General features: G+C 71.6%; 22 protein-coding genes. 8 read left to right on the top strand and 14 right to left on the bottom strand.

The window, feature by feature from the left end; all coding sequences use genetic code 11:
- Positions 1 to 16 precede the first annotated feature (16 nt).
- The gene (locus tag ABD999_RS00485; protein WP_271277869.1) at positions 17 to 664 is read left to right on the top strand and encodes a TetR/AcrR family transcriptional regulator; all 648 of its coding nucleotides are present in this window, start codon (positions 17 to 19) and stop codon (positions 662 to 664) included.
- Here the strand turns inward: ABD999_RS00485 and ABD999_RS00480 are convergent, their stop codons facing one another.
- The gene (locus ABD999_RS00480; RefSeq protein ID WP_271277868.1) at positions 665 to 1,138 is read right to left on the bottom strand and encodes a GNAT family N-acetyltransferase; all 474 of its coding nucleotides are present in this window, start codon (positions 1,136 to 1,138) and stop codon (positions 665 to 667) included.
- Between the two features lie 23 nt (positions 1,139 to 1,161).
- Entirely contained in the window at positions 1,162 to 1,305 is a 144-nt protein-coding gene (locus ABD999_RS00475) for a hypothetical protein (protein ID WP_271277867.1), read from the bottom strand.
- A gap of 64 nt (positions 1,306 to 1,369) precedes the next feature.
- On the opposite strand from ABD999_RS00475, the gene ABD999_RS00470 reads away from it, so the two are divergent.
- Positions 1,370 to 2,518 carry a DUF418 domain-containing protein gene (locus ABD999_RS00470; RefSeq protein ID WP_148030227.1) on the top strand — a complete coding sequence of 383 codons (1,149 nt, stop codon included), beginning with the start codon at positions 1,370 to 1,372 and terminating at the stop codon, positions 2,516 to 2,518.
- On the opposite strand, the gene ABD999_RS00465 is transcribed toward ABD999_RS00470, so the two are convergent.
- Entirely contained in the window at positions 2,515 to 4,632 is a 2,118-nt protein-coding gene (locus ABD999_RS00465; RefSeq protein WP_271277866.1) for an elongation factor G, read from the bottom strand. The genes ABD999_RS00470 and ABD999_RS00465 overlap by 4 nt on opposite strands.
- Before the next feature lie 282 nt (positions 4,633 to 4,914).
- The gene (locus ABD999_RS00460) at positions 4,915 to 5,490 is read right to left on the bottom strand and encodes an HD domain-containing protein (RefSeq protein WP_148030226.1); all 576 of its coding nucleotides are present in this window, start codon (positions 5,488 to 5,490) and stop codon (positions 4,915 to 4,917) included.
- A 191-nt stretch (positions 5,491 to 5,681) separates the two neighbouring features.
- Between ABD999_RS00460 and ABD999_RS00455 the strand changes: the two genes are divergently transcribed.
- Together ABD999_RS00455 and ABD999_RS00450 are read left to right on the top strand one after the other, a co-directional pair.
- A complete protein-coding gene (locus tag ABD999_RS00455) occupies positions 5,682 to 6,278 on the top strand; it encodes a hypothetical protein (RefSeq protein ID WP_345482495.1) in 597 nt (198 codons plus the stop codon).
- Positions 6,279 to 6,335: 57 nt separating this feature from the next.
- Positions 6,336 to 6,659, top strand: coding sequence for a putative quinol monooxygenase (locus ABD999_RS00450; RefSeq protein WP_148030224.1), 324 nt, complete (start codon positions 6,336 to 6,338; stop codon positions 6,657 to 6,659).
- Positions 6,660 to 6,701: 42 nt separating this feature from the next.
- On the opposite strand, the gene ABD999_RS00445 is transcribed toward ABD999_RS00450, so the two are convergent.
- The 3 genes from ABD999_RS00445 to ABD999_RS00435 all read right to left on the bottom strand — a co-directional run bounded on the left by ABD999_RS00445 (position 6,702) and on the right by ABD999_RS00435 (position 10,679).
- Positions 6,702 to 7,154, bottom strand: a complete 453-nt coding sequence (locus ABD999_RS00445; RefSeq protein ID WP_148030223.1) for a VOC family protein — start codon at positions 7,152 to 7,154, stop codon at positions 6,702 to 6,704.
- A gap of 101 nt (positions 7,155 to 7,255) precedes the next feature.
- The gene (locus ABD999_RS00440) at positions 7,256 to 8,380 is read right to left on the bottom strand and encodes a sensor histidine kinase (protein ID WP_271277864.1); all 1,125 of its coding nucleotides are present in this window, start codon (positions 8,378 to 8,380) and stop codon (positions 7,256 to 7,258) included.
- 220 nt (positions 8,381 to 8,600) lie between these two features.
- Positions 8,601 to 10,679, bottom strand: coding sequence for a putative sodium/potassium/calcium exchanger (locus ABD999_RS00435; RefSeq protein ID WP_345482494.1), 2,079 nt, complete (start codon positions 10,677 to 10,679; stop codon positions 8,601 to 8,603).
- 521 nt (positions 10,680 to 11,200) lie between these two features.
- Here ABD999_RS00435 and ABD999_RS00430 point away from each other — a divergent pair.
- A complete protein-coding gene (locus ABD999_RS00430) occupies positions 11,201 to 11,752 on the top strand; it encodes a hypothetical protein (protein WP_222708869.1) in 552 nt (183 codons plus the stop codon).
- Positions 11,753 to 11,834: 82 nt separating this feature from the next.
- On the opposite strand, the gene ABD999_RS00425 is transcribed toward ABD999_RS00430, so the two are convergent.
- Complete coding sequence (locus tag ABD999_RS00425; protein WP_271277862.1) at positions 11,835 to 13,025, bottom strand: macrolide family glycosyltransferase; 1,191 nt, start codon at positions 13,023 to 13,025, stop codon at positions 11,835 to 11,837.
- A 43-nt stretch (positions 13,026 to 13,068) separates the two neighbouring features.
- Here ABD999_RS00425 and ABD999_RS00420 point away from each other — a divergent pair, with 43 nt between their 5' ends.
- On the top strand, positions 13,069 to 13,659 hold the full coding sequence (locus ABD999_RS00420) for a TetR/AcrR family transcriptional regulator (protein WP_271277861.1): 591 nt from the start codon (positions 13,069 to 13,071) through the stop codon (positions 13,657 to 13,659).
- Between the two features lie 3 nt (positions 13,660 to 13,662).
- On the opposite strand, the gene ABD999_RS00415 is transcribed toward ABD999_RS00420, so the two are convergent.
- From ABD999_RS00415 to ABD999_RS00400, 4 genes are all read right to left on the bottom strand, one after another.
- Positions 13,663 to 14,127: a GbsR/MarR family transcriptional regulator gene (locus tag ABD999_RS00415; RefSeq protein ID WP_148030219.1), complete on the bottom strand. Its 465-nt coding sequence runs from the start codon at positions 14,125 to 14,127 to the stop codon at positions 13,663 to 13,665.
- Positions 14,124 to 15,020, bottom strand: a complete 897-nt coding sequence (locus ABD999_RS00410) for an alpha/beta fold hydrolase (protein WP_271277860.1) — start codon at positions 15,018 to 15,020, stop codon at positions 14,124 to 14,126. Before ABD999_RS00410 ends, ABD999_RS00415 begins: the two co-directional genes overlap by 4 nt.
- A gap of 80 nt (positions 15,021 to 15,100) precedes the next feature.
- Positions 15,101 to 15,646, bottom strand: coding sequence for a GNAT family N-acetyltransferase (locus ABD999_RS00405; protein ID WP_271277859.1), 546 nt, complete (start codon positions 15,644 to 15,646; stop codon positions 15,101 to 15,103).
- Between the two features lie 78 nt (positions 15,647 to 15,724).
- Positions 15,725 to 16,396 (bottom strand): winged helix-turn-helix transcriptional regulator, encoded by a 672-nt coding sequence (locus ABD999_RS00400; protein ID WP_271277858.1) that lies wholly within the window; start codon positions 16,394 to 16,396, stop codon positions 15,725 to 15,727.
- Positions 16,397 to 16,478: 82 nt separating this feature from the next.
- Here ABD999_RS00400 and ABD999_RS00395 point away from each other — a divergent pair, with 82 nt between their 5' ends.
- Complete coding sequence (locus ABD999_RS00395) at positions 16,479 to 17,045, top strand: dihydrofolate reductase family protein (RefSeq protein WP_271277857.1); 567 nt, start codon at positions 16,479 to 16,481, stop codon at positions 17,043 to 17,045.
- A gap of 3 nt (positions 17,046 to 17,048) precedes the next feature.
- Here ABD999_RS00395 and ABD999_RS00390 read toward each other — a convergent pair whose 3' ends face one another.
- Entirely contained in the window at positions 17,049 to 17,507 is a 459-nt protein-coding gene (locus tag ABD999_RS00390) for a MarR family winged helix-turn-helix transcriptional regulator (RefSeq protein ID WP_271277856.1), read from the bottom strand.
- A gap of 67 nt (positions 17,508 to 17,574) precedes the next feature.
- Here ABD999_RS00390 and ABD999_RS00385 point away from each other — a divergent pair, with 67 nt between their 5' ends.
- Positions 17,575 to 18,066: an SgcJ/EcaC family oxidoreductase gene (locus tag ABD999_RS00385; protein WP_271277855.1), complete on the top strand. Its 492-nt coding sequence runs from the start codon at positions 17,575 to 17,577 to the stop codon at positions 18,064 to 18,066.
- 3 nt (positions 18,067 to 18,069) lie between these two features.
- On the opposite strand, the gene ABD999_RS00380 is transcribed toward ABD999_RS00385, so the two are convergent.
- Entirely contained in the window at positions 18,070 to 18,702 is a 633-nt protein-coding gene (locus tag ABD999_RS00380; protein WP_271277854.1) for a TetR/AcrR family transcriptional regulator, read from the bottom strand.
- Between the last annotated feature and the right edge of the window lie 9 nt (positions 18,703 to 18,711).

Raw genomic sequence — 18,711 nt, 5'->3', positions numbered from 1 at the left:
CGCTAATGTGAGAAGAGTGCCTGCCCGTTCCTCTCGGATAACGCTGCGCGCCGACGCGCGGCACAACCGCGACCGCATCCTCCAGGCGGCCCGCGAGGCGTTCGCCGCCCGCGGGCTCGACGTGCCGACGGCGGCGATCGCGCGCCGCGCAGGGGTCGGCGTCGCGACCCTCTACCGGCGCTTCCCCACCCGCGAGTCGCTGGTCGCGGAGGTGTTCGCCGACCAGCTCTCCGCCTGCGCCTCGACCGTCGACGACGCCCTGGAGGACCCCGACCCGTGGCGCGCCTTCCGCACGGTCATCGAGACGCTCTGCGCCATGCAGGCCGCCGACCGGGGGTTCACCGCCGCCTTCCTGACCGCGTTCCCCGAGGCCCTGGACTACGAGGACAAACGCGCCCGCGCCGAGCGGGGCTTCGCCGAGCTCACCCGTCGCGCCAAGGCCGCCGGACGGCTGCGTCCCGACTTCGACCTGGCCGACCTCGTGCTGCTGCTCCTGGCCAACAACGGCATCGTCACCGAGTCGTCCGGGGCCGCGGCGGCCGCCTCCCGCCGCTTCGTCGCCTACCAGCTCCAGGCCTTCCAGGCCGACCACGCCGGGCCGCTGCCGCCCCCGCCCCCGCTCGGCCTCGACAGCCTGTACGCCTCGCCGTCCACGGGCCGGTAGCTACGACTTGCCGAACCGCTCCAGGGCGTCGCCGCTGAGCCGGTAGCGGATCCACTCGTCGCAGGGGATGGCTCCGATGGACTTGTAGAAGTTGATCGTTGGTTCGTTCCAGTCGAGCACGGACCATTCGAAGCGCCCGTACCCGCGCTCGATGCAGATCCGGGCCAGCTCGGTCATGAGAGCCTTGCCGTGGCCGCCGCCCCGATGCTGGGGGCGCACGAAGATGTCCTCCAGGTAGAGGCCGTGGGTGCCGGTCCAGGTGGAGAAGCTGAGGAACCACATGGCGAAGCCGACCACCTCGCCGTCGTCGTTCTCGGCCATGTGGGCGAACACCTTGGGCTCGGGGCCGAACAGCGCCTGGCGCAGCTGCTCCTCGGTGGCCTCGACCTCGTCGAGCGACTTCTCGTATGCGGCCAGCTCACGGATCAGCTGGTGGATGGCGGGCACGTCGGCAGGGGTGGCAGAGCGAATCACGCACACAGATTAGGACATATCCACTAGAGCAGCAGATTCAGGATCAGCGTCAGCAGCACCGACAGGACGACCGACACGATGATCATGATCAGGCAGCCCAGCCCGCCGCCGGCCGGATGTCCCAGTTCCCGAGTCTCATGCCTGACGGCTGCCCCGGATACATCCATCGATGTATCCGAGATCAGCCCATGTGAGGACCTTCTCCCCGCTGGGCGACGGCATCGTGGAAAGGTGACAGGCAACAGGATCGAAGCACTGGACGTGCTCAGGGGCGCGGCGATCGCGGGCACGCTGGGCACGAACATCTGGATCTTCACCAGCCCGGGCGGGCCCGCCGATCTGGCGGGGGCGCTGGGGCAGGCGGGGGCGCTGGAGTCGTTCCTGCGCTTCCTCGCCAACGGCAAGTTCCTGGCGCTGCTGACCCTGCTGTTCGGCGTCGGGCTGGAGCTGCAGTACCGCTCGGCCCGGCGGCGCGGGCTGCGCTGGCCGGGGCGCTACCTGTGGCGGGCGGCGCTGCTGTTCGCCGAGGGGCTGCTGCACTACGTGCTGGTCTTCGAGTACGACGTGCTCATGGGGTACGGGGTGACCGCGATCGTGGTCGCGTACCTGATCGGGCGGAGCGACCGGGTGGTGACCGCCTGGATGGCGGCCGTCGGGTCGCTGTTCGTGCTGTTCGTGGGGCTGGCCACGGCCGCGCTCCTCTACAGCGGAGCCTCCCTGGCCGGATCCTCGCCGGGTTCGCTGTTCACCGAGGGGTCCTACCTGGACCAGGTGGCGTCCCGGATCGAGCTGGCCGGGGTGTACCGGGCGGAGGCGGTGTTCATCGTGCCGCTGGGCGTCGTGCTGTTCCTGCTGGGGGCCCGGCTGCTGCGGGCGGGCGTGTTCGACGGCACCGAGCGCGGCGCGGCGCTGCGGCGCAGGCTCATGGCGATCGGCCTGGGCGCAGGGCTGCCGCTCAACCTGGTCACCACGTTCGCCGGCCCCGGCTGGTTCCTGGTGGACCGGTACCTGCTGCCGCCCCTGGTGGCGCTGGGCCTGCTCGCCCTGATCACCTCGCTGGTGCGCCGGGACGCCGCGCCGGGGCCGCTGCGCCGCGGCCTGTCCAACGTGGGCAGGACCGCGCTGAGCTGCTACGTCTTCCAGAACGTGGTCGCCTCGGCCCTCTGTTACGGCTGGGGGCTCGGGCTGGCCGCCCGGCTCGACTGGCTGCGGCCCTGGTGGGTGCCGGTGGCGTGGCTGGCCATCTGCGCGCTGTTCATGGCCCTGTCCACGCTCTGGCTGCGGCGGTTCAGCCGGGGGCCGATCGAGGCCGCGTGGCAGTGGGCGTACCAGCTGCCGTGGCGGTCGGCGCCGGCCCCCGCGCGCTCCGGGTCCGCCTAGACCATGCGCACCACGTGCAGCAGGTACTCCTTCCGGTTGCGCGGGTCGTGGCCGATGCGGCGGCGGGCCGGGGGCGGCCCCGGCACCCGCTGGTAGCGGTCGAAGGCGGTCTCCAGGACGCCTTCTCCGCGGGTCAGCGACGGCAGCGCCCGCTCCAGCCCGTGCACCAGCGCCGCCGGCACCGTCCCCTCGATCCGGTACGTGTCGCCGTGCGGCCGCGAGCCCGTCGGGACCGCGCGCAGCCGCGACAGCACCGGCAGCACCCCGCCCAGCAGGTCGGCGGGGATCTCCAGGTGGAAGCGGTGCAACGGCTCGTGCACGCGGGTGCCCGCCTGCTTCAGCGCGTCCATCAGCACCAGCGGCGTCAGGTTGCGGAAGTCGCCGGCGGTGCTGGACATGCTCTTGTCGAACACGCCGTGGGAGTGGCTCTGCCGCGCCCAGTAGCCGGTGTGGGTGAGGGTGACAGCGCAGTCGATCACCTCCCAGCCGTGCAGGCCATGCTGGAGCGTCTGCCGCGCCGTCTCCTCGACGGCGCGCATGAACGTGTACGGCATCGACCCCAGCTCGACCGCCAGCCGGAACGTCACCCCCGACCCGATCGGCCCGGGTTCGACGCGCAGCCCGACCGTGCCGAGGAACGGGTTGCCGCCCTGGGCGATGAACTCGGCCGCCGCGCCGGTGCCTGCCGGGCGTTCGACGCAGATCGTGGTGGTCTCCTCGAACGTCACCTCCAGCCCGAACTCCTCGGCCAGCGTCTGCTGGATGACCTCCTTCTGCACCTCCCCGTACAGGGAGACGTAGGTCTCCTGCCGGACGTCGTCCTGCCGCAGGCCGATCAGCGGGTCCTGCTCGGCGAGCTGGGTGAGCGCGGCGTGCAGGGCACCCCGGTCGGCGGCCCGGACGGGCGTGACGACGGTCTCCAGCGACGGCGGCGCGAAGTGTCGGCGCGCACGGCCGCGAGCCGGTCCGACGCGAATGCCGACGCGATCGGCGGCTCGATCGGCAGCGCGATCGGCAGCGCGATCGGCGTGGTGATCGACGTGGTGATCGGCGTGGTGATCGACGTGGTGATCGACGTGGTGATCGACGACGTGGTCGGCGGCGTGGTCAGCGTGCTGGTCAGCGAACTGGTCGCCTATGTAGTCGCCGACGCGGATGCCGCCGAGCCCCGACAGCAGGCCGATCCGCCCGGCGCCGACCGCGTCCACGCGGACGGCGGTGCCGCGGTCGAACACCCCGATCGCCGTCACCTTGCCGTGGCCGGGGACGGTGTCGCGGACCCGGAGCGTGCCCGAGAACATGCGGACGTAGGCGAGCCGCTCCCCCGCGGGCCCGCGCTCGACCTTGAACACGGCGCCGGACGGCGGCCCCGACGCGTCGCCTTCGGCGGCGGGCAGCAGGTCGCGGATGCCGTCCATGAGCGCGGGCACGCCCGCCCCGGTGATGGCCGAGCCGAAGAACACCGGATGCGCCAGACCGGCGCGCGCCTGCCGGGTGAGCGCCTGGCGCAGCCGCCGGTCCGTGATGGGCCGGTCGTCCACGTACGCGGCGAGCAGGGTCTCGTCGTGGTCGGCGAGCAGTTCGGCCAGGCGCGGGTCGGCGGCGGGGGTGGCGGCGGCGGCGCGGGTGCCGAGGCCGGTGACGGCCGACATGGCGACGCCCGACGGGGCCAACCGGGCCCTGACGGCGTCCAGCACCTCACCGTACGCGGCGCCGCGCCGGTCGATCTTGTTGACGAAGATCAGCGCGGGGATGCCGAGCCGCCGCAGCGTACGCATGAGCACGCGCGTCTGGGCCTGCACCCCCTCGACGGCGGAGACCACCAGAACGGCGCCGTCGAGCACGTCCAGCACGCGCTCGACCTCGGCGATGAAGTCGGGGTGGCCCGGCGTGTCGATGAGGTTGACCGTCACGTCGCCGATGGGGAAGGAGACGACGGCGGATCTGATCGTGATGCCGCGCCGGCGTTCGAGCGCGAGGGTGTCGGTGCGGGTGCTGCCCTGGTCGACGCTGCCGAGCTCGTCGATGACCCCGGCGGCGTGCAGCAGCCGCTCGGTCAGGCTCGTCTTACCGGCGTCGACATGCGCGAGGATCCCGAGGTTGAGTGTTCTCACGGAGCGTCATGTCCTGTGCGTAGAAGGAAGTCTTCAGCTGGGTGGACATGAAAGTCGCTCGCATTTCTGCTCCTCGCTCACGGGATGCCGTTCCGCCGCTCAGCTCAGCAGACCGGCGCGCGCGATCACAACCGATTTAATTTCGGGAGTTTCACCTCATATCCCGCATTCTGACTCGTACGGAGAAATTTCGTGATATGAAGTGTCATGGAGATCCTGGGAGATCAAGCGCGACAGGGCCCCGGTCAGTGAGCAAGGACCGGGGCCTTTCGCGTGCCGTGATCAGTCGCCGTTGAGCACCGGCGTGATCCACTTCAGCGTGCCGGTGCGCAGCGCCTCTTCCGCCAGGCGCTTGCCGGTGACGGTCCTGAGCGCGGCCAGCGAGCTGTCGATCCACGGCTGCACGTTCTGGTTGCCCTGCTCGCGGTACTCGACCGCCTGGATCAGGCACTCCAGCTTGTCGGCGTCACGCGCGCACACCGCCTCCAGGCTGTCCTTCTCCTCGTACTCACGGACCGCGCCGCTCACCATCTCCGCCACCTCGCCGGGCAGGCCGCGCGTCTGGTCGGCCGTGACCTCCTCGTTGGAGGCGGGCTTGAGGTAGCGCTTGCCGATGTACGGGATGTCGGTGATGCGCGTCTCCTGCGTGTCATGGAAGAGACTCATGAACGCGGCCCGTTCCGGGTTGCCGCCCTCCAGCTTGGCGATCATCCCGGCGATGACGGCGGTGCGGAAGGAGTGGTCGGCGATGCTCTCCGGATCGCGCACCCCGGCCACCAGCCAGCCGGTGCGTTTGTAGCGTTTGAGCAGCCCGAACTCGTACAGCAGCCCCGCCACTCCCGCGAGTTCGCCAGTCACGGAGATTCCCCCTCAACCTCGGTCCGGCTCGTGAGCCGAGCGTAGACGACGCGTGCCCGTCCCGGCGTGACGCGAAACCTCGCGGCGGGGCGGCGACGGCGCGGTAGGCGGCGGCTCCCGGTTGTCCCCGGTTTCCGTCATGATCGTGCCGGGGCGCGGTTCACCGAGGAGGGCCCGGGTAGCGGCCAATCATGTCCACTGGCATGTCAGCGCGGCTGCTCGCCTGCGCCGCCGCACTGGTCCTGGCGGCGACCGGCTGTTCCAGCTCGGTCGACCCGAACGACCCCGCCCGGCTGAACCGCCCGGGGAACGACGGGGCGAACGGCGACGTGCAGGGGGTGCACGTACGCGACGCGTTCCTGCTCGGCGAGATGTCCACCGCGTCACCCGCCGCGTCACCCGCGGGCCGGCAGGCCCTGTACGCGGTGCTGATCAGCAACCGCGACCGGCCCGACCTGCTGGAGCGGGTCACCGTGGAGGGCGGCGGGACCGTCCGGCTGGTGGGGCCGGTCGAACTGCGCCCCTTCGAGGCCGCCACCCGGCCCGACCAGCCCATCGGCATGGCCAGCGGCATCCTCGGCAACTACGTGCCGATGACGTTCACGTTCCGCGACGCGGGCGCGGTGCGGATGGCGGTGCCCGTGATGGCGCGGCAGGGCAGGTTCTCCGGCCTGCCGTCGTCGCCGGTCGGCTCGCCGACGCCCACGTCGACCCCGTCGCCCAAGCGGTCCGGCCCGACACCGAAGCCGACCGTCCCGCCGGAGCACGCCACCCGCGAGCCGGGCTGATCAGGCTCGCCCGCCCTACCATCGGTGAGGACCCCGTACCGTAACGAGAGAGACCAAATGATCTTCATCACCGCGAAGTTCCGCGTCCGGCCCGAGTCCGCCGACCGGTTCGCCGAGGTCACCGCCGAGTTCACCCGGGCCACCCGCGCCGAACCCGGCTGCCTGTGGTTCGACTGGTCGCGCAGCCTGGACGACCCGAACGAGTACGTGCTGGTGGAGGCGTTCAAGGACGCCGACGCGGGCGCCGCGCACGTCCAGTCGGACCATTTCAGGAAGGCCCAGCAGGACCTGCCGCCGCACCTGGCCGAGACGCCGCGGATCGTCAACACCACGATCCCGCAGGACGACTGGTCGCTGCTGGGCGAGATGGCGGTCGACTGACCCGGCGCGGGGCCGGCGGCTCGCCCGCCGGCCCCCCGAGGGTCAGGACTTGGCCGCGTCGCGCAGCGCCCGCACGTCGATCTTGCTCATGCCCATCATCGCCTGCGCCACCTTCCCCGCGACCTCGGGGTCGGGGTGGCTCAGCAGCTCGGGCAGCTCCCTGGGGATGATCTGCCAGGACAGGCCGTAGCGGTCCTTCAGCCACCCGCACCGACCTTCCTCGCCGCCCTCGGTGAGCCTGCCCCACAGCTCGTCGACCTCCTCCTGCGACTCGCAGTCGACGAGCAGCGAGATCGCCTCGTTGAAGGTGTGGGCCGGGCCGCCGTTGAGCGCCAGGTAGCGCTGCCCCGCCAGCTCGAACGTGACCATCATCGCCCCGCCGTCCGGCCCCGGCTGGATCCCCACCACCCGGGAGCCGGCGAAGAGCGAGGTGTAGAAGGTGGCGGCCTCCTCGGCCTGGTGGTCGAACCAGAGGTAGGTGGTGATCTTCTGCATGACAGCGTCCTTTCAGGGTGCCGTTCGTCGTCTCACCGACGCGTCGAACGCCTCCGCGCCGGATCGACACGGCCGCCAGAAGTTTTTCCGGCCCGGGACGCTCACACCGGCAGCACCGCCCGGACGCGGAACCCGCCCTCCGGGACCGGCCCCGCGGCGAGCGTCCCGCCGAACATCGCCACCCGCTCGCGCATCCCGACCAGCCCGTAGCCGCTCTCGCCCGGCCGGGGCGGCGGGCCGGACGGCCCCCGGTCCACCACCTCCAGCGTGAGCTCGCGCGGCCGGTAACCGACCGTCACCGTCACGTCGGCCGGCCCGGCGTGCTTGAGCGTGTTCGTCAGCGCCTCCTGCAGGATCCGGTAGGCCGACAGGTCCAGCGCGGGCGGCAGCGGCACCGGTTCGCCGTGGATCTCCGTCTTCACCGTCGGGCCGGCGGCGCGTACCTGGTCCACCAGTTCGTCCAGCCGGTCGAGCCCCGCGATCGGCACGGTCCCGTCGCTCTCGGGCCCGCGCAGCAGGTTGAGCATGAGCCGCAGCTCCTCCGCCGCCTCCCGGCAGGTCGCCTCGACGGTGGCCAGGATCTCCCGCTCGGGCGCCCGCTCCTGCCCCAGCATGAGCCGGACCCCGCCGGTGCGCATGGTCATCACGCTCACGCTGTGGACCACGATGTCGTGCAGCTCGCGGGCGATGCGGGCGCGCTCGGCGGAGACCGCCTCGCGGGCGAGCAGCTCGCCCCGCTCCGCCGCCCGCACGGCCAGCGCCCGGTAGCGCCGCACCGCGATGCCCGCGCCGGCCGCGACGGTGGTCATGACCACGGCCACCGCGACGTCGCCCCACCCGGGCGCGGTCGAGGACGCGGCCAGCATCGCCGCCACGAAGACGCCGGTCATCGCCAGCCCCGTCACCGCCCGCCGGTCACGCGGGCGCACCTCGCTCAGCAGCGTGAACAGCAGGAGCAGCTGCGTGTAGTACTGCCACGCCGCCGCCACGTCCGCGACCAGCAGGAACCCGGCGACGTTCGCGATCGTGTACGCGGACAGCACCCCGAACGGCGCCCGCCTGCGGAACAGCACGAGCACCGCCGCGGCGACCCCGGCGGCGATCCACCACGCCGCCTCCTGCCGGTCGGGGGCGGCGGTGCGCTCGCCGATCTCTTCGGCCACCGCGAACAGCCCGACGACGCCCGCCACGAGCCGGTCGACCGGGGAGGGGATACGCGGCGCCATGCCGGAAGTATGACCTGTGACCGGACCGGATCACGTGCCGGGTGGGCAACGGTCGTCCGGTTTCCGGTCCGTGCGGTTCCCCGTATGTGGGACAACCCGAACACCTGCCGTCGCGGGCGCCTGCCTCGTCCTGGCGGCCCGGAACGCCTGCGGGCGGGCGCCGCGCTGAACGCGGCGCCCGCCCGGGCTGGAGGGTTGGTGCTCCGTCAGCGATGATCCGCTACGCGCTGTGGACGAGGGACGGGCAGCTGGCCGGCAGGGAGTTGCCGCCCGCGACCGCGCACGCCGTCTGCTGCATGTTCCTGTACGGCAGGAAGAACTGCTGGGCCGGCGAGAAACCGAGGAGCGACGCCAGCGAGAGCCGGCCGTCCTCGCTCAGCTGGTGGGCACTCCGGCCGTCCAGCTTCTGGCCATCCACGTCCTGACCTTCGACGTCCTGAGCCTCGACGTCCTGGGCCTCGGCGTCCTGACCTTCGACGTCCTGAGCCTCGGCGTCCTGGCCCTCGACGTCCTGACCCTCAGCGTCCTGGCCCTCGACGTCCTGACCCTCAGCGTCCTGACCCTCAGCGTCCTGACCCTCAGCGTCCTGACCCTCAGCGTCCTGACCCTCGACGTCCTGACCCTCAGCGTCCTGACCCTCAGCGTCCTGACCCTCGACGTCCTGACCCTCAGCGTCCTGACCCTCAGCGTCCTGACCCTCGACGTCCTGACCCTCAGCGTCCTGACCCTCAGCGTCCTGACCCTCAGCGTCCTGACCCTCGACGTCCTGACCCTCAGCGTCAGGACCCTCCACGTCCTGACCCTCAGCGTCCTGACCCTCGACGTCCTGACCCTCAGCGTCAGGACCCTCCACGTCCTGACCCTCAGCGTCCTGACCCTCGACGTCCTGACCCTCAGCGTCAGGACCCTCGACGTTCAGGTCCTCAGCGTCCTGACCCTCCACATCCTGAGCCTCGACGTCCTGACCCTCAGCGTCAGGACCCTCAGCGTCAGGGCCCTCGGCGTACAGGCCCTCCATGGTCTGGCCGAACGCGTTCTGGCCGAAGGCGTTCTGGCTGTCCGCGTTCAACTGGTCCACGGTGGCCAGCCATGGGGTGAAGAGCGCACCGTAGCTGGGGAGGATCACCGACACGTAGTTGTTGGTGGCCTGCGCGTTGTTGGCGCTCCGGTCCTCGGGCCGGGCGGCCCTCTCGGCCTCGTTCTCGGCCTGGGTCCCCACCGGCTCGGCGTCGCTGGGCTCCGGCTGGTCCTGCGGGTCAGCGACCTCGGCGATCATCGGCTCGCGGTCCGCGGGTCCCTGACGGTCCCAGGAGTCCTCGTGGTCCGGCCCGTCCTCGCGGCTCCAGGCGTCCTCGTACTCCGGCTCGTCCTCACGGCCCCACGAGTCGTCGTACTCAGGCTCGTCCTCACGGCCCCACGACTCGTCGTACTCGGGCTCGTCCTCGCGGTTCGCGGCTTCCTCGTAGTTCGGCTCGTCGTCGCGGCTCCAGGCGTCCTCGTACTCGGGCTCGTCCTCACGGTTCCAGGAGATCTCGTGCTCCGGCCCGTCCTCGCGGCTCCAGGCGTCCCTGTACTCCGGCCCGTCCTCACGGTTCCAGGAGATCTCGTGCTCCGGCCCGTCCTCACGGCTCCAGGCGTCCCTGTACTCCGGCCCGTCCTCACGGTTCCAGGAGATCTCGCGCTCCGGCCCGTCCTCACGGCTCCAGGCGTCCCTGTACTCCGGCCCGTCCTCACGGTTCCAGGAGATCTCGCGCTCCGGCCCGTCCTCACGGCTCCAGGCGTCCCTGTACTCCGGCCCGTCCTCGCGGTTCCGCGACTCGTGGTCGGCCGGCCCGTCCTCACGGTACGAGGCTTCCTCGTACTCCGGCCCGTCCTCACGGCCCCAGGCGTCCTCGTACTCCGGCGCGTCCTCGTGGCCCCAGGATTCGTGGTGGGCCGGCTCGTCCTCGCGGTATTCCGCTTCCTCGTAGCCGGGCTCGTCCTCGCGGTATTCCGCTTCCTCGTAGCCAGGCTCGTCCTCGCGGTATTCCGCTTCCTCGTAGCCAGGCTCGTCCTCGCGGTATTCCGCTTCCTCGTAGCCAGGCTCGTCCTCGCGGTATTCCGCCTCTTCGTAGCCGGGCTCGTCCTCTTGGTTCCAGGAATGCGGGTGGTGCGCCGACTCGTGGGCTTCCTCGCGGTGCCGGGTGTCCTCGTAGTTCGGGGAGTCCTCGCGGTGCCCGGCGTCCTCGTGGTCGCGGGATTCCCAGGCCTCCTCGGCCGAGTCGTCCTCGTGCCACTGGTCGTTGTGCTGGTCGGACATGGTGCTGTTGGGGCCCGGCCAGTCGGCCGTGCCTGCGTACGCGGGTCCCGTCGAAGCCAGGGGAGCCGCGAGAGCGACCGTGGCCGCGGCTACCCACAGCAGGCCGTTCCGGCGATTTGTCTTTTGCGTGTTTGGTCTGGTCATTTTTCTTTCCGTATACGTCTAGGGCTCTGCTATTACTTTCTTGGCGCTTCGCCTCTGCACGACTTGTACGGAAATACCCGTGGCCCTCTGGCCGAACCCGCCGATATTGCCAGCTACCAGCAAAGTACTACCATGTAAGATAATCAGGCCAGCCCGTGCCGAACTACAAAAATCCCCATTTAGACCGATTTACCACGCCGCCCATTTGTCCATATTTGCGCCGATTCTGGAGAGCAGTCGAACCGTCTCCCGACCGGCGCCGCCAGACCTCCCAGGAGCGACGCCGAGGGCGGCACCACGGGCACAGAACGGGTCATCGTTCCTCAATCCAGTCGCATGGTCTCAAGAGGGCATGTATCTGGATACGATCAACGACCGTGCAGAGACTGAGCGGAGTGTTGATCGGGGCCGTGTTCGGCATGGTCTTCGTGGCGATCAACGCGAACGCACCCCTCCCCCCGTCAGCTGGTACGGCGCTCCGCGTCATCGCGGGGCTCGCGCTCGCGAGCGTGGTCGTCCTGTGGTTCCTCGCCGGCCGCCGCACCCGGGGCGGCGCCGCGGAACCCGGCGGCGCGCCCGGCGGCATGTTCAACCGCAGGTACGTGGTGATCGTCGTACTCGAAGCGCTGGCCCTGTTCGGCGGCCTCCGCGTGCTGGACGCCCTCGGCTGGCCGGAGCAGTCGGGCGTGGCCTGGATCGCCCTCGTGGTCGGCATCCACTTCGTCGCCCTGTGGCCGGTGTGGCGGGAGGTCAGCATCCTCGTCCCCGGCGCCGGTCTCACCGTCCTCGGCCTCGCGGGCCTGGCCATGGTGTGGACGGAGGCGGTCGCCTGGGTCCCGATCGTCAGCGGGGTCCTCTCCGGCCTGCTCCTGCTCGCCGGCTCCGCCTACTACGCGCAGCGGGTCTTCCGCGCCCTGCCACGCGGCTAGCCGCCCCGGCACCGGGGCCCGGTAGCCCGCGGAGGAACGCCCAGCGCGAGCCGCGGGTGCGGGACGAGGCGGGCTCTCGTCCTCACCCAGCGCCGTCTCCCGGCGGGCGCATCAGCTTCTCGATCTCGTCGGCGGCGGCGGTGGCGCCGCCCGCCGCCTCGATCTCGCCGCGCATCCAGTCGAGCCTCTCCCGTACGCGGGGGTCCGAGGAAACGTCCTCGACCGCCTGCCACAGCGTCCCGGCCGTGACCTGGCCGGGCGGGAGGGTCTTGCCCAGCCCGAGTTCGGCGATGCGGTCGGCGTTGGCGCGCTGCTCGGCCATCTGCGGCACCGCCACCAGGGGCACGCCGTGGTGGAGGCCCTCCATGGTGCCGCCCATCCCGGCGTGGGTGACGAAGGCGCGGGCGTGCCGCAGCACCGCCAGTTGCGGCACCTGCCGGTGCACCTCGACGTTGGGCGGGACCGGGCCCAGGCCGGCGGGGTCCGCCGCGCCCGTCGCGAGCACGACGCGCCACGGGCGACCGGCCGCCGCTTCCAGGACCGTACGGTAGAAATCCGGCCGGTCGTTGTACCCCGTGCCGAGAGAGACCAGGACCACGGGCAGGTCGTCCGGCGGCTGCCAGTCACCCTGGAAGGCGCGGCCGGTCAGGGCGGGGCCGACGAAGCGGTAACCGGGGCCGAAGGTCTCGCCCGCGTACTGGAAGGCACGCGGCAGCATGACCAGCCGGAGCTCCGCCCGCGAGCCCTGCATGAATCCCTGGACGTCGGCGCCGAGACCCTCCCTGCGCAGGAAGGTGGCCAGGCGCGCGAGCAGGAGCAGGAAGCCGGGGCTGAGCGGGTTGAAGGTCGTGTACTTGAGGTGCATGGACCAGTGCTCGTTGCCGACCAGGTTCGGCCAGGTCTCCACGGACGGGACGTCCCACCGGTGGGCCAGGACACGGCCCCACCAGGCCATCGGGCCGTCGTGGACGACCAGGTCGGGGCGCTCGCCGTCGCCGAGCTGGGCGAGCACGGCCTTGGTCTCGCCGAGAAGCATGCGGGTGGCGCGGATGAACTCCCGGCCGTGCATCTGCGGCGCCGGCCGGCCCTTGAGCGCTTCCCAGGACGAGGTGAACGGGACGACCTCGGCGCCGGTCTCGGCGACCCGGGGCGCGTACTCCTCCGTGGTGGCGTACGTGACGCGGTGGCCCCGCCGCACCAGCTCGGCGGCCAGGCCGAGAGTGGGGTTGACGTGGCCGGCGGCGGCCGGGGCGAAGAATGCCAACGTTCCCATACTGCTGTATGTTAATACACGGGTATGGAATAAGGGAGGGCCCGTGCCGAAGAAGGTCGACCACGACGAGCGCCGCCGGCACATCGCCGAGGCCGTGCTGCGCATCGCGGGCCGTGACGGTCTCGACGCCGCCACGCTGCGGGACGTGGCGGTGGAGGCGGGCATGTCACTCGGCGCGGTGCAGTACTACATGCGCACCAAGGACGAGATGCTCCGGTACGTGGTCGCCTACCTGGGCGAGCAGGTCACGGCACGGATCACGGCCGGGGTCGACTTCGCGTCCGTGGACGTGCGGGGCTTCCTGGTGTCGATGGCGACGGAGATGCTGCCACTGGACGACCGCCGCAGGGCCGAGCGGCGGACCGGGCAGGCGTTCGGGGCCCGCGCCGGAGCCGTGCCCGAGCTGGCCGAGGCGCTACGGGAGGGTCAGGCCTGGCTGCACGACCGGGTGGCGGATCTGATCAGCGAGGCGCAGCGGACCGGCCGGGCGCCGGGCGACCTCGATCCCGGGCACGAGTCGGTGGTGTTCCTGGCACTGGTCGAGGGCCTCACGGCGGAGATTATGCTCGGCCTCCGGGACCCGGACGCGGCCCTGGCCGCCGTCCGCTACCACGTGGGCCGCCTCCTGCCCTGACTGTCAGGACCGGCGCCGCTCCCAGCGGTCCCAGAGGGCGGGGAGCTCGCTCTCCAGGAAGCGGTACAGCTCGGCGACGTTCGCCAGCCGCTCGCGGCGTCCGGGCGCGGCGCCGGACAGGACAGTGAGGCCGCGTTCGGTCACCTGGCGGAAGGCCGTGGTCTTGGCGTAGCGGTTGGCGAGCATCCGGCTCCAGCCGTCGGCGGCGATGCGGAAGTACTCCTGCCGGTCGCCGCGCCTGCGCACGCCCTCGACCAGGCCGCTCGGCGTGAGCAGGCGGGTCGTGGAGCTGATGGAGCTCCGGCTGACCTGCAGCGCCTGCGCGAGCTGGGCGGCGCTCTGCTCCGGCGGGTCGCAGATGAGCAGCCACCCGATGACCCGCCCGGCGATGTGCGGCAGGCCCTCGGCGGCGAAGAAGGCCGCGACGTCGTCGACGAAGTCGAGCTCGGCGTCCGTTGGCTCGGTCATGATCTCATTGTCGTGTTCCCGCCGGGGTCCCCGCGCCCATCGGCCGGTGATTCGCGCAGGAAGCCGGTGATGAGGGCGTTGACCCGCTCGGGCTCCTGCCGGTTGGACCAGTGGCCGGCGCCCTCGATGAGCTCGAACCTCGCCCCGGGCACGAGCCCGGCCGCGGCGCGGGTGTGCCGGGGCCGCACGCCCGCGTCGTGGCTGCCCTGGATGAACAGCGTGGGGCAGCTGATCGTGGGCAGCTCGGGCCGGAGGTCGACGCGCATCCGGCGGAACCCGATCGAGTCGTTCTGCCAGTCGGAGGAGCCGGCCCCGTTGGCGAGGACGTCGGCGTGGTACTCGTCGACGATCTCCTCGAAGTCGGCGACCGGCCCGGCGAACAGGGCTCGCCTGGCGAACCACGCGCAGGCGGCCCGGCTCCGGAAGACGAGCGACGGGATGGTCCGGTTGAGCAGGCGCGACTTGGCGGTGAGCCAGAGCATCTGGTGGACGACGGGCGGGAACGAGATCACGCCCGCGGGCGCGAGCGCGACGAGCCGCGACACCCGCTCCGGATGCCTGATCGTGTACGCCAGCGCGATGGCGCCGCCCTGGGACAGGCCGACGAGCGCCGCCTGCCGCAGGCCGAAGTGGTCGAGCACGGCGGTGACGCACTCGATCATCCGGTCGTGGCCCGCGAAGCCCTGCCACGGCTTGCTTTCGCCCTGCTTGGGCCAGTCGAGGGCGAGGACCCGGTGCTCCGCGGCGAGAGCCGGGATCGCGTGCCGCCAGCTCAGCAGCGCGTTGTCGTTGCCGGCGCCGCTGAGCAGGAGCACGGGAGGACCGGTGTCGCCGCGCACGATGACGCGCAGGCTGCCTTCGGGCTGAGGGATGTGGACGCTCTCACCAACCATGCCTCCACCGTACAGTCATTGCAGTAATGACTGCAATGACTGGCACCATCAGGCCCGGCATCGCGGTGCGCCGGCCTCCGTCAGGACGGGCGGAGATCCTTGTGGTAGATGCGGAAGTCACAGGAACCGGCCAGATGCGGCGCGAGGTCGGGGTGACTCTCCTCCAGGGAGCCGACGCGCACGACCCGGTAGCCGATCCGGGTGTACCACTCGTTCAGGTACTCCTTGAAGGGATGCGTCCACTCCCGTGGCGCCAGCAGCTCCAGCTGCATGACCTCCGCGCCCCGCTCACAGCCCAGCTGCTCGGCGAACCCCACCAGCCGCGACCCGATGCCGGCGCCCCGGTAAGCGGGATCGGTGGCCAGCATCCCGAACTCGGCCTCCCCGCCCTCCAGCCGCCGCACCCGGACGCCGCCCACGACCCGGCCGTCCAGCCAGGCCACCGCGATCTCCCCGGCGCGGATCAGCTCCGCCATCTCCTCCGCGCTCGTACGGGAGACCTCGCGGGCCCACAATCCCTCTTCCGAGGCGGTGTAGACGCGGTTGACCAGCTCGGTCAGCTCACCGACGAGCGCCGCGTCGCCACCGGCGGCAGCGGGCAGCAACCGGACCTCGACCTGCGACATCGATCCTCCGTACCGGTTCTCCTGGCGCCAATCTACCGTCGCGCCCGGTCGATGTCGCCGGGCCGGACGGGCCCCGCGTCAGGTGGCGACGGCGTCGGTGTAGGGGACGCGGAACGTCGCCGAGAACTCGGCGAGCAGCGCGGCGTCCCCGTCGAGCGTCACCGCCCCGGACGCGACGGCCGCGCCGGCGTCGAGCACGCCCGCGAGCAGGTCGCGGAAGCCCGGCCCGGCGACGACGACCAGGTCGGGATCGGGATGCCCGCCGGCCTCGACCGTGACCGCGCCGTCGCGGACCGTTGCGCACGCGACCGCCTCGCCCGACCTCACGACGTACACCCGGCTCCGCCCCTCCGGCGGAGCCTCTCCCCCGCCCGCGGCGACCCTGAGCCCGGCCACCAGGGCGGCCTCGGTGACCACCTCGCCCTCGTGCGGATCGCGCATCGCGGCGGCGCCCCAGCGGCCGAGCGCGTCCAGGGCCGGCGCGAGCTCCCCGGCCCGCGGAGTCGCCCGGTAGACGACCGATCGGCCCTGCCCGCCCTGCAGCTCCCTGGTCACCAGCCCGTCGCCTTCGAGCTCCTTCAGTCGCGTGGCGAGGATGTTGGTCGGTATGCCGGGAAGGCCCGCCGCGAGGTCGGAGTATCGCCGCGGCCCCACCAGCAGGTCGCGGAGGATCAGCAGCGTCCAGCGCTGCCCGAGGACTTCCGCGGCGCGGGCCAGGCCGCAGTACTGGCCGTATTCGCGAGTACGCACGAGCACATCCTAGGTCGTTGACTTCACTTCTACAAGCATGCTTCACTTTTGCAAGTAGCTACCCCGGACAGAGGAGCGGACCATGACCAGTGACCTGATCGTCGACATCTTCCTGTCGGTCGACGGATGGGCGGGAAGTGATGGGCTGCCCGGATACTTCGGCTACTTCGGGCCCGAGCTCGAGGAGTGGATCACCGCGGAGAGCGACGCGCCACAGCTGGTCGTGATGGGCCGCCGCACCTACGAGGCGCTGGCGGGGCTTCCCGAGGAGGCCAAGGACGCGTCGTGGCAGCGGCTGACCGAGCTGGACAAGGTCGTGTTCTCCACGACCTTGACCCGGGTCGCCTGGCCGAACACCAGGATCCTCCGCGGCGACCTGGCGCACGAGATCCGGCGGCTGAAGGCCGGGAGCGCGGTGCCGCTCCGCACGATGGGGAGCCTGTCGCTGGCCCGTCAGCTCGTCAGCGCGGGCCTGGTCGACCGGCTCCGGTTGATGACCTTCCCGCTGTTCGCGGGCGGCGCGGGCCGCGACCCGGCGTTCGCCGGCATCACGTCCGCCGACCTCGAACTGGCCGGCCACCGCGTCCTGGACGGCCGGATCCTGCTGAGCGAGTATCGGCCCACGGGCAAGGACATCCCCCGGGCCTGAGGCTCAGGACGAGGTTCTGACCCGGGCGGCCTGCTCCTCCTGGACCTCGCGGGCGGTACGCAGGAAATCGAGGACGACGGCCAACTCGTCAGGCCCGTACTTCTGCAGCGCCTGGGCGCCCGCCCGGCCGACCGGGACGAAGATCTCCGTCTCGGCCGAGCGGGCGGCGTCGGTCGCGGCGACCAGGACGCGGCGGCGGTTGCCCGGATCGGGCGCACGCGACACCATGCCCGCACGCTCCAGCCGATCGATGACCGTGGTGGTGGCGGCCGGGCTGAGCTTCAGCGCGACGCTGAGCCGACCCGCGGGGAGCGGGCCGCCGGCCAGCACCACGTCGAGGCAGCGCAGGTCGGTGCGGTTGAGCCCGAGCCGGGCGGCGGCCGCCTCGTCGAAGGCGTCGAAGCTCCGCTGCAACCGCCGGAGCTCCATGGCGATCTCTCCGATGACGCTATTCTTCGACATTCGAAACCTTCTGGTATCGTACATTTCGCTGATCGAACCAACAATATCATCCTGCGGAGGCACCGCCATGCGCCCGACCACCCTCACCGACACCGCCCAGATCGAAAGGCTCTTCGCCGACTTCCTGGCGGCCTGGACGGCGGGTGACGCCGCGGCGTTCGGCGCGCTGTTCACCGACGACTCCGACTACGTCTCCTATGACGGCACCATCGCCCGCGGCCGCCTGGAGCACGAGCGCAACCACGACAAGCTCTTCCGCGGCGTCCTGGCCGGCTCGGCGCTGGTCGGCGAGCTGGAGTCGGTCCGCCACCTCACGCCGGACGTGGCGGTCGCGCACGGCACCGCCTCCGTCCTGATGCCGTGGCGCGCCACGCTCCCGGCGCGGCGGCTGTCGCGGCAGACCATCGTCCTGGCGCGGACGGCCGCCGGCTGGAAGATCAGCGCCATTCACAACGGCCGCGTCCGCCCCGTCACCGTCCCCGAGCCCGACGCGTTCCCGTCCAAGATGTCCCAGCTGATGGCGCGCGTCGCCCGCCGGCTCGGCCTCGGCCGCCGCTGACCCCTACCTTGTGTGCGCGCAGCCCGGAGCCGGACGGCGGGCGACGCCGGCGAGCACCAGGTCGAGTTCGGCCAGCGACTCCTCCAGCGCGGCACGCTGGTCCGGGGCGCGTGCGATGTCCAGGGCGCTCTCGCAGATCCCGCCGTACAGCAGCGAGGTGGCGGGGTCCAGCGGCCGGTCCGGGATGCACCCGGCCTCGATCGCGATGGCGAGCCCGCGCCGCATCTGCTCCTTGCACCCGGCCTGGATGTCGCGCATCGCGGACCAGCCGAGCGCGCCCGGCGCCTCGACCAGCGTGATCTTGCGCACGGCGGGTTCGAGTGACGCCTCCAGCAGCCGCCGGCAGCCCGCCGCCACCCCGTCCCACGGATCCGGCTGGGCCTGGAACGCCTGCCTGACGATCGCCGCGAGCGCCTTCTGGTCGGCGGCGTAGACCTCACGGAAGATGTGTTCCTTGTTGCTGAAGTGATGGTAGAACGCGCCGCGGGTCACGCCGGCCCTGGCGCAGATCTCGTCCACCGCGGTGGCGGAGAAGCCGTCGCCGATGAAGAGCTCGCGCGCAGCCGCGACCAAGGCGCCCGTGGTCGCCCTGGTGCGTTCGTGCTGGCTCCGCCGCACACTCGTGTTCCCTGCCACCCGCGCATC

Origin of the sequence: Nonomuraea ferruginea (assembly GCF_039540635.1) — a bacterium.
Lineage (GTDB): Bacteria > Actinomycetota > Actinomycetes > Streptosporangiales > Streptosporangiaceae > Nonomuraea > Nonomuraea ferruginea.
The sequence above is the reverse complement of the archived record's forward strand: the minus strand, read 5'-3'. Positions and strand labels throughout refer to the sequence as shown.